Origin of the sequence: Georgenia wutianyii (assembly GCF_006349365.1) — a bacterium.
GTDB lineage: Bacteria > Actinomycetota > Actinomycetes > Actinomycetales > Actinomycetaceae > Oceanitalea > Oceanitalea wutianyii.
The window spans coordinates 1,718,721-1,733,504 of record NZ_CP040899.1 but is presented as its reverse complement, the minus strand read 5'-3'; the positions used below and the strand labels follow the sequence as shown (position 1 = coordinate 1,733,504).

Annotated in this window: 17 protein-coding genes; 16 read left to right on the top strand and 1 reads right to left on the bottom strand. The window is 73.1% G+C overall.

Annotated features, from left to right (window positions below; genetic code table 11):
- Positions 1 to 222 precede the first annotated feature (222 nt).
- From FE251_RS07780 to FE251_RS07740, 9 genes are read left to right on the top strand one after another with little or no spacing between them, the layout of a single operon-like run.
- Positions 223 to 528, top strand: a complete 306-nt coding sequence (locus tag FE251_RS07780) for an urease subunit gamma (RefSeq protein ID WP_139948412.1) — start codon at positions 223 to 225, stop codon at positions 526 to 528.
- A 4-nt stretch (positions 529 to 532) separates the two neighbouring features.
- Positions 533 to 1,405 carry a cobalamin biosynthesis protein CbiX gene (locus tag FE251_RS07775; RefSeq protein ID WP_139948411.1) on the top strand — a complete coding sequence of 291 codons (873 nt, stop codon included), beginning with the start codon at positions 533 to 535 and terminating at the stop codon, positions 1,403 to 1,405.
- A 17-nt stretch (positions 1,406 to 1,422) separates the two neighbouring features.
- Positions 1,423 to 1,866 (top strand): urease subunit beta, encoded by a 444-nt coding sequence (locus FE251_RS16000; RefSeq protein WP_139071047.1) that lies wholly within the window; start codon positions 1,423 to 1,425, stop codon positions 1,864 to 1,866.
- Between the two features lies 1 nt (position 1,867).
- A complete protein-coding gene (ureC, locus tag FE251_RS07765; RefSeq protein WP_139071046.1) occupies positions 1,868 to 3,592 on the top strand; it encodes an urease subunit alpha in 1,725 nt (574 codons plus the stop codon).
- Positions 3,593 to 3,594: 2 nt separating this feature from the next.
- Positions 3,595 to 4,329 (top strand): urease accessory protein UreF, encoded by a 735-nt coding sequence (locus tag FE251_RS07760; protein ID WP_139949294.1) that lies wholly within the window; start codon positions 3,595 to 3,597, stop codon positions 4,327 to 4,329.
- Between the two features lie 22 nt (positions 4,330 to 4,351).
- Complete coding sequence (gene ureG / locus FE251_RS07755) at positions 4,352 to 4,987, top strand: urease accessory protein UreG (protein ID WP_139071907.1); 636 nt, start codon at positions 4,352 to 4,354, stop codon at positions 4,985 to 4,987.
- On the top strand, positions 4,984 to 5,997 hold the full coding sequence (locus tag FE251_RS07750; protein ID WP_223147507.1) for an urease accessory protein UreD: 1,014 nt from the start codon (positions 4,984 to 4,986) through the stop codon (positions 5,995 to 5,997). Before ureG ends, FE251_RS07750 begins: the two co-directional genes overlap by 4 nt.
- Positions 5,998 to 6,027: 30 nt before the next feature.
- Positions 6,028 to 6,945 (top strand): urea transporter, encoded by a 918-nt coding sequence (locus FE251_RS07745; protein WP_139071906.1) that lies wholly within the window; start codon positions 6,028 to 6,030, stop codon positions 6,943 to 6,945.
- 33 nt (positions 6,946 to 6,978) lie between these two features.
- A complete protein-coding gene (locus FE251_RS07740) occupies positions 6,979 to 7,461 on the top strand; it encodes a Fur family transcriptional regulator (protein ID WP_168202682.1) in 483 nt (160 codons plus the stop codon).
- A gap of 2 nt (positions 7,462 to 7,463) precedes the next feature.
- On the opposite strand, the gene FE251_RS07735 is transcribed toward FE251_RS07740, so the two are convergent.
- Entirely contained in the window at positions 7,464 to 8,288 is an 825-nt protein-coding gene (locus tag FE251_RS07735; RefSeq protein WP_139948410.1) for an AraC family transcriptional regulator, read from the bottom strand.
- A gap of 186 nt (positions 8,289 to 8,474) precedes the next feature.
- Between FE251_RS07735 and FE251_RS07730 the strand changes: the two genes are divergently transcribed.
- The 7 genes from FE251_RS07730 (at position 8,475) to FE251_RS07700 (ending at position 14,435) form a co-directional block, all read left to right on the top strand.
- Positions 8,475 to 9,164, top strand: coding sequence for an energy-coupling factor ABC transporter permease (locus FE251_RS07730; protein WP_139071903.1), 690 nt, complete (start codon positions 8,475 to 8,477; stop codon positions 9,162 to 9,164).
- On the top strand, positions 9,161 to 9,484 hold the full coding sequence (locus tag FE251_RS07725) for a PDGLE domain-containing protein (RefSeq protein ID WP_139071902.1): 324 nt from the start codon (positions 9,161 to 9,163) through the stop codon (positions 9,482 to 9,484). Before FE251_RS07730 ends, FE251_RS07725 begins: the two co-directional genes overlap by 4 nt.
- A 1-nt stretch (position 9,485) precedes the next feature.
- Complete coding sequence (cbiQ, locus tag FE251_RS07720; protein ID WP_139071901.1) at positions 9,486 to 10,127, top strand: cobalt ECF transporter T component CbiQ; 642 nt, start codon at positions 9,486 to 9,488, stop codon at positions 10,125 to 10,127.
- Positions 10,124 to 10,906 carry an energy-coupling factor ABC transporter ATP-binding protein gene (locus FE251_RS07715; RefSeq protein ID WP_139071900.1) on the top strand — a complete coding sequence of 261 codons (783 nt, stop codon included), beginning with the start codon at positions 10,124 to 10,126 and terminating at the stop codon, positions 10,904 to 10,906. Before cbiQ ends, FE251_RS07715 begins: the two co-directional genes overlap by 4 nt.
- A gap of 102 nt (positions 10,907 to 11,008) precedes the next feature.
- On the top strand, positions 11,009 to 11,647 hold the full coding sequence (locus FE251_RS07710) for a DUF4956 domain-containing protein (protein WP_139071899.1): 639 nt from the start codon (positions 11,009 to 11,011) through the stop codon (positions 11,645 to 11,647).
- On the top strand, positions 11,644 to 12,420 hold the full coding sequence (locus tag FE251_RS07705; protein WP_139948409.1) for a polyphosphate polymerase domain-containing protein: 777 nt from the start codon (positions 11,644 to 11,646) through the stop codon (positions 12,418 to 12,420). The genes FE251_RS07710 and FE251_RS07705 overlap by 4 nt, the downstream gene beginning before the upstream one ends.
- Positions 12,417 to 14,435 (top strand): carbohydrate-binding domain-containing protein, encoded by a 2,019-nt coding sequence (locus FE251_RS07700; protein WP_223147585.1) that lies wholly within the window; start codon positions 12,417 to 12,419, stop codon positions 14,433 to 14,435. Before FE251_RS07705 ends, FE251_RS07700 begins: the two co-directional genes overlap by 4 nt.
- Positions 14,436 to 14,784 lie beyond the last annotated feature (349 nt).

The window sequence follows — 14,784 nt, the reverse complement described above, 5'->3', positions numbered from 1 at the left end:
CGCGCGGCCGGGAGGCTGCCCTGTGCGCGACACCTCTCCACGTGGCCGGAGCGGGCTCTTCCTGCGACAGGCTCGCGCGTGCAGGCACGGATCTGTGCCACCCGGCGCGATCCCGTGCCCAATCGCCGCCCCGCCGTTCGGTCCGCCGGACCGCGTGCCAGCATGGCGGAAAGGGACCCGGCCGGGGCCGGCCGGGTCAGCGCTCAAGAGCAAGGAGCTGTCGTGGACCTCGCACCGCGCGAAATGGACAAGCTGTACGTGTACCAGGTGGCCGAGCTCGCGCGCCGGAGGCGCGACCGGGGCACCAAGCTCAACGTGAGCGAGGCCCAGGCCCTCGTCACCGAGGCGATCCTCGAGGCCGCGCGCGACGGAAAGACAGTCGCCGAGTGCATGGAGCTCGGGAAGAAGGTCGTCACCGTCGCCCAGTGCATGAACGGTGTCCGGGAGCGGGTGCAGCTGCTCCAGGTCGAGGCGACCTTCCCGGACGGGAGCAAGCTCGTCTCCTGCCACGACCCGATCGGGGCCTGACCACGTGGCTGGGGGGCCCGGGGTCGCGGTGTACCTCGTCGGGGGGCACGAGAGCGCCTACGGGAGAGAGCTGACCCGGTTCACCGGGTCGGCCGCGACCATCGCGGAGGCGGCGACGGCGCCCGGACGCGGTCTGCAGGACCTCGCCGAGGACGCGCTCGCGTCCGAGCAGACGGTGGTCGCCGTGCCGATGACGTTCGGCCGCGACCCGCAGATGGTCGCCGAGACCGCCAAGACCCTCAAGTGGCTCTCCGCCAGAGCACCGGGCCGGGTGGCCGTCAGCGCCCCGTTCGGCACGACCGACCACCTCACCACCTGGCTGCGCGCCGCGGCGAACCGCGCCGCCACCGGGGGCGGGCGGACCGCACTGCTCGCCGTCGCCCCCCACTCCAACCCCTTCGACGAGGCCGAGCTGCACCGGCTCGCCTACCTCGTCGCCACCTACGGTGCGCTGCCCGAGGTGCACGCCACCATCGCCGACGACTCCGCGGAGCTCGCGGCCGCCGCCGCCCGGGCCCGTGCCCTCGGCGCCGAGCGCGTCGTCGCCGTCCCGGCAGGCTTCGCGGCCACGCTCCCGGACGCCGACGTCGAGCTCGCCGGCCCGCTCGTCGGGGAGGCCGCCGTCGCGCGCGTCGTGCGCATCAGGGTGGTCGCAGCGCTCGCCGCCCTCGTAGCGGGCGACGACGGCATCGACGTGGCACTCGCGGCCGACCACGGCCACGGGTACGCGCACTCCCACGCGGGCGACGAGCACCCGCACACCCACGCAGACGGCACGACGCACGTGCACTCGCACGGCTCGGCCCACCCCCACGCCCACGCCGACCACCGCCCGGCGACGCCGGTCGGTGACGGGGTGCACGGCTACCACCAGTAGGGATCCGGAGGACGACGATGATCAACAGGAAGCCGAAGTACCACCACGGCACCGACGAGATCGAGATCAACGAGGGACGGGAGTCGGTGACCCTGAGGGTCACCAACACGGGGGACAGGCCGGTGCAGATCGGCTCCCACTTCCACTTCTTCGAGGTGAACCCCGCGATGAGGTTCGTGCGCGAGCGCGGCTGGGGCATGCACCTGGACATCCCGGCAGGCACCGGCGTGCGCTTCGAGCCGGGGGAGACCAAGGAGGTGAACCTCGTCGCCTTCGCCGGCGCCCGCCGCATCGTCGGCTTCAACGGGCTCGTCAACGGCGGGCTCGACGCGAAGAGCACCAAGGCACGTGCCCTGCGGCTGCTCGCCGAGCGCGGCTTCGCCGACGGCGAGCCCGACTCGGGCAGTGGGAGCGGATCCAGCACGAAGCCCGGCACCGGGCAGACGAAGGGGAGCAACTGAGATGGCTGTCATTTCGCGCAAGCAGTACTCCGACCTGTTCGGCCCGACGGTCGGGGACAAGGTCCACCTCGCCGACACGAACCTCGTCATCGAGATCGAGCGTGACTACGCCTCGGAGAGCTACGGGGACGAGGTCGTCTACGGCGGTGGCAAGTCCGCCCGCGACGGCATGGGCTCCAACCCGTCGGCCACGTCGGCCACCGGCGCGCTCGACCTCGTCATCACCAACGTCATCGTCATGGACGCCCTCATCGGCATCGTCAAGGCCGACATCGGCGTCAAGGACGGGCGGATCGTGGGCATCGGGAAGTCCGGCAACCCGCAGACCCAGAAGGGCGTGGACCCGCGGCTCATCGTCGGAGCAGGGACCGAGGTCATCGCGGGCGAGCACCTCATCGCGACGCCCGGTGCCATGGACCCGCACGTCCACTTCATCTCGCCACAGCAGGCCTACGCGGCCCTGTCCAACGGCATCACGACCCTCTTCGGCGGCGGGACCGGCCCGACGGACGGCACGAACGGCACGACGTGCACCCCCGGCCCGTGGAACATCCACCGGATCATGCAGGCCTGGGACGACCTGCCCGTCAACGTCGGCATCCACGGCAAGGGCAACGCCTCCATGCCGGAGAGCCTCATCGAGCAGATCGAGGCCGGGGCCGGTGGCCTGAAGGTCCACGAGGACTGGGGCACCACGCCCGCCGCCCTCAGCCAGGCGCTGAGCATCGCCGACCAGTACGACGTCCAGGTCGCCGTCCACACCGACAGTCTCAACGAGTCCGGCTTCGTCGAGGACACCATCTCCGCCATCGACGGCCGGACGATCCACACGTACCACACCGAGGGCGCCGGCGGTGGGCACGCACCGGACATCATCAAGATGGCCGGCCAGGCCAACGTCCTGCCCTCCTCGACCAACCCCACCCTGCCGTACACGGTGAACTCGGTCGACGAGCTCCTCGACATGGTCATGGTGTGCCACCACCTGTCCTACGACATCCCCGAGGACGTCGCGTTCGCCGACTCCCGGGTGCGCGCGGAGACGATCTCGGCCGAGACCGTCCTGCACGATCTGGGTGTCATCTCGATGTTCTCCTCCGACTCCCAGGCCATGGGACGGATCGGGGAGTCGGTGGCACGGGCGTTCCAGACCGCCCACCACTGCAAGGACAAGCGCGGCAAGCTGCCCGAGGACGCGGAGGGCAACGACAACTTCCGCGTCCTGCGGTACCTCGCGAAGGTGACGATCAACCCCGCGATCACCCACGGGATCTCCGACTACGTCGGATCGCTCGAGCCGGGCAAGATCGCCGACATCGTCCTGTGGCCGATCGACCACTTCGGCGCCAAGCCGAAGATGGTCGTCAAGGGCGGACTGGTGAACTGGGGGCTCATGGGCGACCCGAACGCCTCGCTGCCCACTCCCCAGCCCGTGTACTTCCGCCCGTCCTTCGGTGCGGTCGGCCAGGCCCTCAACGCCACGCGGGCGACCTTCGTCTCCCAGGCGTCGATCGAGAAGGGCGTGCCCGAGAAGCTGGGCCTCAAGAGCATGATCCTGCCGGTGCGGGGGACGCGCTCGATCGGCAAGGAGGACATGGTCCGCAACAACACCCGGCCGGCCATCGAGGTGGACCCGGAGACCTACCAGGTGACGTTGGACGGCGAGCCGGCCCACATCGACCCCGCCCAGTCGCTGCCGCTGACCCAGCTGTTCTACCTGGCGTGAGCATGGGTACTCCGGGAGTGGCCGCGCGGACGGGCGACGCGGCACTCACCCACCTGCTGGTGAGCCTGCAGCTGAGCGACTCAGCCTTCCCGAGCGGCTTCTACACGATGTCGCACGGGCTGGAGTCCTTCAGCCAGGCGGGCCTCGTCGACGCGCGGAGCGTCGGCGAGCTCCTGGAGGACCTGCTCGTCTCCGTGGTCGGCCCGGGCGACGCGACAGCGCTCGCCCGGGCCCACGAGGCGGCCCGGGCCGGCGACTGGGAGACGGTGGCCGACCTCGACCGCCTGCTCCACGCGACGAAGCTGAACGCCGAGCTGCGTCTTGCCAGCGTCCGCAGCGGCCGCCAGCTCGCCGACATCGCCGCCGAGACCTTCGCCGGCACGACGGCGGGCCCCGAGGTGGCCGCGTGGGCGGCGCGGGTGAAGGCCAAGGAGGTGCCCGGCTGCCAGCCGGTCGTCACCGCGGTCTGCTACGCGGCAGTGGGGGTGCCCACGGCCGCCGCCGTGGCCTCCGACCTCTTCGCCTTCGCCGTGAGCTACGCCGGGGCCGCGCTGCGGCTGCGGCTCACCGACCACCGGAGCAACCAGGTGATGCTCCGGCGGGCCCAGCCCGTCATCGAGGCGGTGGTCGCCGACGCGATGGCCCGGCCCGTCGCGGACATCGGCGGGTTCGCCCCCATGGGGGACGTCATGTCGGCCGCCCACGAACGCGCCGAGGCGCGGCTCTTCACCACCTGACCACCGAGAGAGGCACAACCGCATGAGTGAGAACGTCCTGCGTATCGGGATCGGCGGGCCGGTCGGCTCGGGCAAGACGGCACTGGCCGAGGCGCTCGTCCCGATCCTCATCGCAGCCGGGCGCACGCCCGGTGTCATCACCAACGACATCTACACCCAGGAGGACGCCCACCACGTGCGGCGGGCCCTGGCCGGGACACTGGACCCGGACCGGGTGTTCGGGGTGGAGACCGGTGCCTGCCCCCACACCGCCGTGCGCGACGACCCGACGATGAACCTCGCCGCGGGCGACGAGATGCTCGAGCGCTTCCCGGACATCGACACGCTGATCTACGAGTCCGGGGGCGACAACCTCACCCTCACCTTCTCCCCGGTGCTGGCCGACGTGTTCGTCTTCGTCCTCGACACCTCCGAGGGGGAGAAGATGCCGCGCAAGCGAGGGCCGGGCATCACCGACAGCGACATCCTCGTCATCAACAAGATCGACATCGCCCAGTACGTGCGCACGGACCTCGACGTCATGACCCGCGACGCCCACGCGGTCCGCGGCGACAAGCCCGTCGTCCTCACGAACTCCCTCGACGGGACCGGCGTCGCCGAGCTGTTCGACACGATCATGGCGACGTGGCACGCGCGGCGGGGCGAGCTGATCGCGTGACCGGGCAGAGCGTCGTGGACCCGCCGCGGACGACAGCGCTGCCGGGTCCCGGCGCGCCGCCCGAGCGACTGTCGGCCGCGCACTACGAGCCCGCCCACGTACCGGCGGAGGTCTCCCGGTACGGGACGGCGGCGCACACCCTGCCGGTGGGTACGTCGGGCAAGGTGGGCCTGCTCGAGCTCGGCTTCGAGGTGCGCGGGCCGGCAGGGGAGCAGCGCACCGAGCTCGTGCGGCACTACCAGAAGACGCCGCTGCAGATCATGCGCCCCATGTACTACGACGAGGCGCGGCCCGACATGCCCTACACCTACGTCATGACGACCGGGGGAGGCATCCTCCACAACGACCGGCAGCGGACCGACCTGTGGTTCGGTGAGGGCACCTCGGCGCACGTGACGACGCAGGCGCACACGAAGGTCTACCGGATGGAGTCGGGCTACGCGACGGCACTCGTCAACCTCGACCTCGCGCCCGGCGCCTACGTCGAGTACCTGCCCGACCCGCTCATCCCGTACCGCGACTCACGCCTCTACCAACGCACCGACGTCACGCTCGCGGAGAGCGCGACGCTCGTCGCCGGGGAGACCGTGTACTCCGGGCGGCTCAGCCGGGGGGAGCACCACCAGTTCTCGGCGCTGGCGAGCGACTTCACGGTGCGCCGGCCGGACGGGGAACCCGTCGCCGTCGACCGCGTGCGGCTCGTGCCCCGTGACGGGCGCAGCGGCGGCCCGGCGGTGCTCGGCTCGCTCGACGTCGTCTCGACGATCTACGTCGTGACGACCGCGGTGCCCGCCAAGGAGGTGGCCGACGTCCTGCACGCCGCGGCGGCGGACGCGTTCTCGCACGCGCCCGAGGGACGGTTCGGCGTCAGCACGCTGCCCGTCGGCTCCGGGGCCTGGCTCCGCTTCGTCGGGAACGACACCGTCGCTGCCGCGGCCGTGTGGCGGTCGGCCACCCGCGCGGCACACGAGCTCCTCACCGGGAGCCCGGCACCCACGATCAGGAAGTAGCCCGCCGACCATGGACAACGGAGGTGCGTCGTGACCACGCCCAGCGAGCAGACAGGCCTGGCGCCCTGGGGGTTCGCCCTCCTGCGCGGACCGTCCCAGATCTTCTTCCAGGTGAACGTCATCACCGGCCTGCTGGTCCTGGCCGCGTTCTTCATCGCCGACTGGCGCATGGGGGTCCTCGCACTCATCGGTGCCCTCGGCGGGGCGCTCGGAGGGCGCGCCATGGGCTACCCGCCCTCCAACGTCGCCTCCGGCATGCAGTCCTTCTCCGGCACCCTCGTCGGCGCGGCGGTGTTCGCCGCGCTCGGCGGGGACGAGTGGTGGTGCTACGCGCTCGCGTTCGGCGGCGGGCTGCTCACCGGCCCGGTGACGTGGCTCATCGACGCCCTGTTCTCGAAGACCGCGCTGAAGAAGTACAACCTGCCCTACACGACGGCCCCGTTCGTCATCGTCGCCACGATCATCGTCCTGTCGACGACGTCGCTCGCGGTGTCCTCCTCGCCCTCCGACCTCCCCGACGAGCCGGTCCAGGCGTTCTTCCTCTCGCTGCTCACGAACGTGTCGCAGGTCGTCCTCGTGGACAACCCCTTCGCGGGCGCGGCGATCCTCCTCGGGCTGTTCATCGCGAGCTGGCGGGTGGGCCTGGCGGGCCTGCTGGGCAGCGCGCTCGGGTCGCTCACGGCGATCGCGATGGGGGAGCAGTGGAGCGAGATCGCCAACGGCCTGGCGAACTACTCCGGCGTCCTCACCGCGATCGCCCTGTGTGTGACGTTCCTCAAGAGCTCGACGGCCTCCTGGCTGTACTCCCTGCCGTGGATCGTCGTCACCGCGGTCGTCACGCTGCTCATGCACCGCCTCGGCCTCGAGACGTACACCTGGCCCTACATCCTCACGACGTGGGTCGCGCTCATCGTCGCGTACTCGGTCAAGGGGCTCGACCGGTCCTAGGCCACCGGGCTGCCGGGTGGCACGATGAGGCCCATGTCGAGCACCGCGCGAGAGGTCGAGCACGACCACGTGCACCACGCCGCGGGGCCGCGCTCGGCCCAGGCCGCGGTCGCGGCGCTGCGCGCCCGGGGGGAGCGGATCACCTCGGGCAGGCGCGCCGTGCTCGACGTCCTCTCCGCGAGCGCGGACCACCTCACCGCCGAGGAGGTCGTCGCAGCCCTGGGTGACTCGACCGTCCACCGGGCCACCGTCTACCGGACCCTGGACCTGCTCGTGGCGGCCGGCGTCGTCGCATACCGCCGGCTGCCCGGTGGTGCCACCAGCTACCACCTCGCCGCCACGGGTGAGGGCTACGAGCACCTGCACGGCTACTGCCACCGCTGCGGCACGGTCGTCGTCCTGCCCGCCGACGCGCTCGATGACGTCGGTGAGCTGCTCCGGCGCGCGGGGTTCCGGCTCGACGCCCGGCACAGCGACCTCGTCGGCCTGTGCGAACGGTGCGTCTCGCCGGACTGACCTCAGGCAGTCCGCTCGACGTCGTGGTGCTCGCGGTACTCGGCGGGGGTCACCCCGAGGCGGGCGACGAACGCCGCGCGCATCGTCGCGACGCCGGAGAACCCGGACCGGACGGCGACGTCGGACAGCGCGAGCGCGGGGTCCTCGCGGATGAGCCGTGCGGCGGTGGACAGCCGGTACCGCGTGATGAGGTCCGCAGGGCCCACCGGGTCCGGGAACCTGCGGTAGAGCTGGCGTCTGCTCACGTGCAGCTCGCGGGCCAGGGCGGCGACCGCGAACTCCGGGTCGCAGTGCCGCTCGGCGATCGTCGACCACGCCAGGCGCCGGATGTCGTCCGAGTCCTCCGGCCCGGTCCGCGTCGCCGCATGGTGCTCCCGCAGCACGTCCCGGACGATCGCCACCGCGAGGTCCTCCAGGGCGGTGTCCGAGGCCGGTGAGCGCCCGGGCTGGACGGCGGTGCACAGGGCGCGGGTCATCTCGCGCGAGACCCGCGCGAGCGAGCCGTCCTCGAGAGGGACCACCGCCTCCACCACGTCCCGGGGCGGGAGCAGGACGTCGGGGACGACGATCGCGCACACGTCCTCTCCCAGCCCGAGCACCGGGGCGAGGCCGGTCCGGGACGAGACGACGTGACTGCGCGAGGTGGCCCCCTCGCGGGTGTGGACCAGCGCCGTGAACGGCGAGGCCACCTGACCGGCGCTCGCCCCCTGCGTCACTCGCAGGACCGTGCGCGGGCCGATGAGCACGACCCGTCCGAACCGGGCGCACGCGAGCCCTGCACCTCGGTCGGGCGCCGACGCCGGCGTCCCCGTGACGATCTCGGTCATGGTTCGCCGTCCCCCCAGAGGCTCCAGACAAGAGGGCCCCAGGCGCTGCCGGCAGGCCCTCCTCGGCTCCGATTGTCACCCGGCCACCGGGCCGGCGCTAGCGCTGGCCGGGCCTCGGCGGGCGGTCTAGATTGGCAAGTGCGACTCGCTCGCATTCGCGAGTGGGGGGAACGAAAGGGTCGCGCGATGCACGTTCCGGACGGATTTCTCGACCTCCCGACATCGATCGCGACCGGCGTCGTCGCCGCCGCCGGCATCGCGGTCTCCCTCCCGATCGCGCGGAGGGAGGGGGACGAGGACCGCAAGGTTCCCATGGTGGGCATCGTCGCCACCGTCGTGTTCGCGTCGCAGATGGTGAACTTCCCCGTCGGCGCCGGGACGAGCGGGCACCTCATGGGAGGTGCCCTCGCGGCGGTCCTTGTCGGACCCGGCACGGCGGTGCTGTGCCTCAGCGTCGTGCTCATCGTCCAGGCGCTGCTCTTCGCCGACGGCGGGATCACCGCGGTCGGCACGAACATCACCCTCATCGCCCTGGTGACGGTCGTCGTCGGGTGGTGGGTGTTCCGCGGTGCGGTCGCGGTCCTGCCGCGTCGGCGCTGGTCGGTCGCCGCCGCGGCCTCGGTCGGTGCATTCCTCTCCGTGCCGGTCGCTGCCGCCGTGTTCGCCGGGCTCTTCGTCGTCGGCGGGACCGTCTCCGTCCCGGTCTCCTCGATCTTCGCCGCGATGGTCGGCTGGCACCTGGTGATCGGCGTCGGCGAGGCGGTGATCACCGCCGTCGTCGTCTCCGCCGTCCTCGCGACCCGCCCCGACCTCGTCTACGGGGCGCGCTACGCACGGGCCGTGCGGCCCGCCACCGGCCGGGAGGCACGGGCATGAGCGCGCAGCGCGGGCGGCGCCGGATCTCGGCCCGGGCCTTCACCGTCGGGGCGCTCACCGTCGCGCTGCTCGTCGCGTGCGTCGTGAGCGTCTGGGCCTCCGGGCACCCCGACGGCCTCGAGTACGTCGCCGAGTCCGAGGGCTTCATCGGCGAGGCGAGCGAGAGCGCCGCCGCCGCGAGCCCGTTCGCCGACTACAGCGTCGCGGGCCTTCCGACCGGCCTGTCCGTCGCGATCGTCGGTCTCGTCGGCTGCGCGGTGACCTTCGCCGTCGCCTGGGGCGTGGGGCGGCTGACCCGCGGCCGCACGCGCGAGCGCTGACGTGACCCCCGTCCGCGAGAGCCTCCTCTCCCGGGTCGACGCGCGCACGAAGCTCCTCCTGCTCGTCGCGTTCGCCGTCCTCGTCGTGCTCACCCCGCGTGAGTGGGTTCCGGTGTTCGGCGGGTACGCCGTCGTCGTCGGCGTCGTCCTCGCGCTGGGCCGGGTGCGGCCGCGCACCGTGGCCAAGGGGATGCTCATCGAGCTGCCGTTCGTCGTCTCCGCGCTGCTCATGCCGTTCATCGCCACCGGGCCCCGGGTCGACGTGCGGGGCGTGGCGCTGTCGGTCGAGGGGCTGTGGGGCGCGTGGGGCCTGCTCGCCAAGGCGACGCTCGCCCTGCTCGCCGCGATCGCGTTCGCCTCCACCACCGAGCCACGACGCGTCGTCGCCGCGCTCGAGAGCCTGCGCCTGCCCCGCCAGCTCACCGAGATCCTCGCCTTCATGCTGCGCTACCTCGACGTCATCGCCGAGGAGGCCGCCCGGATGCGCATGGCTCGTCAGGCGCGCGGGTTCACCGCCCGCGGGCCGGGCGCCTGGCGCGTCCTCGGGATGGCGGTCGGCGCCCTGTTCGTCAGGGCCCACGCCCGTGGGGAGCGGATCCACTTCGCCATGCTCGCCCGCGGGTACCGCGCGGACGCCCGATGACGGCGCTGCGCGCCGCGAGGGGGACCGGTGCGGCCGGTGTCACGGTCGCGGACCTGCACTACGGGTACCCCGGGGGCGGCGCACCGGTGCTCGAGGGCGTGAGCTTCGACGTCGCGCCGGGGGAGCGGGTGGCGATCCTCGGCCCCAACGGCGCGGGCAAGACGACGCTCATGCTCCACCTCAACGGCATCCTCAGCCCCGACGACGGACACGTCGCCGTCGACGGCCTGCGCGTGTCGCGCGAGACCGTGCTCGAGGTGCGACGCCGCGTCGGCCTCGTCTTCCAGGACCCCGACGACCAGCTCTTCATGCCGACGATCGGGGAGGACGTCGCCTTCGGTCCGGCGAACTACGGCGTGAGCGGGGCAGCCCTGGACGAGCGGGTGGGCACCGCGCTCGCCCAGGTCGGGCTCGCGGGCAGCCAGGCCCGCTACCCGCAGCGGATGTCGCTCGGCGAGCGCCGCCGCGCCGCGATCGCCACGATCCTCGCCATGGAGGTCGACGTCGTCGTCCTCGACGAACCGACGTCGAACCTCGACCCGACGGCGCGGCGCGAGCTGTCCACCACCCTCTCCCGGCTCCCGGCGACGCAGATCGTCGTCACGCACGACCTCCCGTTCGCGCTCGAGGTCTGTCCCCGGGCGCTCGTCCTGGACGACGGGCGGATCGTTGCCGACGGCGCCACCCGCGAGCTGCTCGCCGACGAGGAGCTGCTCGCCGCCCACGGTCTGGAGCTGCCCTGGGGGTTCGACCCCGGGCGCACGCAGGGCGGCACCTGACCGGCCGGGCTCACATGCTGCTCACAGGAACGTCCCAGGACCGGTGAAGGCCGGGCTGGCGCAATAGGAGTCGTCCAGCCCAGCCGCGTCCCGGGAGCCAGCGTGCCGAACCTCCTCCTCGTCCTGGCCGACGTCGTCGCCGTCACCCTCCTCACCTTCGCCCTCTACCTGCCCCGGCACCGCCGTCGGGACCTCGCCGTCGCCTACCTCGGCGTCAACGTCGGGGTCCTCGGGGTGGCCGCAGCGCTCTCCTCGAGCACCGTCGGGGCGGGGCTGGGCCTGGGCCTGTTCGGGGTGCTGTCGATCATCCGGCTGCGGTCCAGCGAGCTCTCCCAGCGCGAGGTCGCGTACTACTTCTCGGCGCTCGCGCTCGGCCTGCTCGGTGGTCTCGGCGTCACCGAGCCCACCGTCAACGCCGCCTTCATGGCCGTGGTCCTCGCCGTCATGTACGTCGGTGACCACCCCCGGCTGCTGCCGCGGATGCGCTCCCAGACCGTGCTCCTCGACCGGGCGCTGAGCCGGGAGGAGGAGCTCACCGCGTGCCTCGCGGAGCTGCTCGGCGGACGGGTCCACCAGGTCACCGTGCAGCGTCTCGACCTCGTCAACGACACCACGCTCGTCGACGTGCGCTACACCGTGCCGGCGCAGCGCCGGCGCGCCGCGGAGGACTCCCGTACGGCCCCGGCACCCACCGGGGCGGACGGCGCGCGGCGCGTGGGCAGCACGGCGGTGGCGCGATGAGCACGCCGGACCTCGCCCTGGACCACCTGCCCGCCGTCACCCTGCCCGAGCTCGAGGCACGCGCCGCACGGCTCACCCGCGTCGACCGCAAGTACCTCCTCACCTACGAGGAGGCCGAGGCGGTCACGGCCGGGCTCCCCGCCGACGTCGCGGCGCTGGAGATCGGCGGACGACGCACCTTCGGCTACGAGTCGGTCTACCTCGACACCCCGGCCGGTGACGCCTTCGCGGCCACCGCCCACCGCCGTCGGCGACGCTTCAAGGTGCGGACGCGGACCTACGACTCCGGTGCCTGCTGGCTGGAGGTCAAGACCCGCGGCCCGCGCGGCACGAGCGTCAAGGTCCGCCGCCCGCGGCCCGCCGGGGCTCCGGACGGGCTCACCGGCGAGGAGCGCGCCTTCGTCGCCACGACGCTGCGCGACGCGGGCATCGACCCGGCGCCCGTCGACCGGCTCGAGCCGGTGCTCCTCACCCGCTACCGGCGCGCCACGCTCTACCTGCCCGGTGACGGCGCCCGCGCGACCGTCGACACCGCCCTGGAGTGGCGCGACCCGGCGGGCAGGTCCCGGGACGCCACCGGTCTCGCCGTCGTCGAGACCAAGACCGGCGCGACGCCGTCCGCGGTCGACCGGCTCCTGTGGGCCCGCGGCCACCGCCCGGCGCGGATCTCCAAGTTCGCCACCGGGCTCGCCCTGCTCCACCCCGACCTCCCCTCCAACCGCTGGCACCGGACGCTGCGGCGTCTGGACGCCACCCCGACCCCCACCAGATGAGAAAGGCACACATCATGCGCAACGCCATCCGCCCGATGGCTGCCGTCCTCCTCGTGGGCGGCCTCGCGGCCGGCTGCTCCGGCTCGCAGCCCGACGCCGCCGCGCAGGACACCGTCGACCTCAAGATCGACGCCGCGTCCGTCGAGGACGCGCTCGCCGCCAACGTCGCGGCCCACGAGACCGAGACCGACTGGGACCCCGACACCGAGGTCGCCATCGACCTCTCCGACGACGGGTCCACGGTCTCCGGTGAGGGCGCGTCCGTCGACGGGAGCACCGTGACCATCTCCCAGCCCGGCACCTACCGGCTGAGCGGCACGCTCACCGACGGGCAGGTCGTCGTCAGCTCCGCCACGGAGGGGCTGGTCCGCCTCGTCCTCGACGGCGCCGACATCACGAGCTCCACCACCGCGCCGATCGCGGTCGAGCAGGCCGGGCAGGCCGTCGTCGTCCTCGCCGACGGCTCGACCAACAGCCTCACCGACACCGCCCGGACGGCGGGGGAGGACGAGCCCGACGGCACCCTGTTCTCGCGCGCCGACCTCACCGTGACCGGCACCGGCTCGCTCAAGGTCACCGGCGCGATGAACGACGGCATCGCCGCGAACGACGGGCTCGTCATCGACTCCGGCAAGGTCGCGGTCCAGGCGGCAGACGACGCCATCCGCGGCAAGGACTACGTCGTCGTCTCCGGCGGCGAGGTCAGCGTCACGAGCGAGGGCGACGGCCTGAAGTCCGACGACGAGGAGGACGCCGAGGCCGGGTACGTCGCCGTCCTCGGTGGTTCCGTCACGGTCGAGTCCGGGGCCGACGGCCTCGACGCGGCCACCGACGTCATCGTCGGCGACGGCACGCTCGACGTCACCTCCGGTGGCGGCGCGGGCGGCGAGCTCGCGGAGGACGCCTCCGCCAAGGGCCTCAAGGGCAACGTGTCCGTCGTCGTCGGCGGCGGGACCGTCACGGTGGACGCCGCCGACGACGCCGTGCACTCCGACGCCGTGGCCACGATCGCCGGCGGCGACCTCACCCTCGCGACCGGGGACGACGGCGTGCACGCCGAGGAGTCCCTCGCGGTCACCGGCGGCAGCGTCGAGGTCAGCCGCTCCGAGGAGGGGCTGGAGGCCGCGGCCATCACGATCACCGGCGGTGACGTCTCCCTCGTGTCCACCGACGACGGCATCAACGCCGCCGGCGGCAACGGTGAGAACGGCCCGGAGGCGCAGGCCTCCGCGGAGTACTCGGTCACCATCACCGGCGGGACGGTCGTCGTCGACGCCGGCGGGGACGGCCTCGACTCCAACGGCACCGTCGACATGACCGGCGGGACGGTCGTCGTCGCCGGGCCGACGAACGAGGGCAACGGGGCGATCGACGTCATGGGCGAGTTCACCGTCGAGGGCGGCACCCTCCTCGCGACCGGCAGCTCCGGCATGGCCACGGCCCCGAGCACGGACTCCCCGCAGGCCTCGGTGCTCGCCACCTTCGACCCGCAGGAGGCCGGGACGGTCGTCGCGATCACGACGTCCGACGGCGAGGTCATCGCCGCGTTCGAGTCCCCGAAGGACTTCTCCTCCGTCGTCCTGTCCTCACCGGAGCTCGTCGCGGGCGAGAGCTACGACGTGCTCGTCGGCGCGAGCGTGAGCGGCGAGGCGACCGCGGGTCTCCACGACGACGCCGACCTCGAGGGGGCGACGACCGTCGCCACCGTCACCGGCGGGGAGCACGCCGCCGGACCGATGGGCGGCCCGGGCGCGGGTGGCATGCAGCCCCCGGCCGACGGGGAGATGCCCCAGCCCCCGGCTGACGGGGAGATGCCCCAGCCCCCGGCCGACGGGGAGATGCCCCAGCCCCCGGCCGACGGCGAGATGCCCCAGCCCCCGGCTGACGGTGAGCGTCCGGAGCGTCCGGCTGACGGTGAGCGTCCGGAGCGTCCGGCTGACGGTGAGCGTCCCGCCGACGGCGAGCGCCCCCAGGGCGACTCGGCCTCGCCGGAGGCCCGCACGTCGGCCGCCTGAGCCGACCCCACCACACCCTCTGGGACACCCCTTTGCGCACCCGACGCGCGCTGCACGGGGTGTCCCAGAGCCCGCACAGGGTGTCCCGGAGCGCTTCCCCCTCCAGGACACCCCGGCGCGTTCCGCTGCGCGCCGTGAGGGGTGTCCCGGAGGACTTCCTCCTCTGGGACACCCCTCTGAGGCTTCGCAGCCTGCTGCGCGGGGCGTCCGAGGGCGCCAAGGGGCGTCCCAGAGGAGGTGGGGCGTGCCGGCCGGTGCTCGGCACGCCCCGCCAATCGCTCGCCGTGCGCCCGGGAGCTGCAGCGTGCGCCCCACTCCTGCACTGTGCGACCAGGAGGTCCACGGTGCG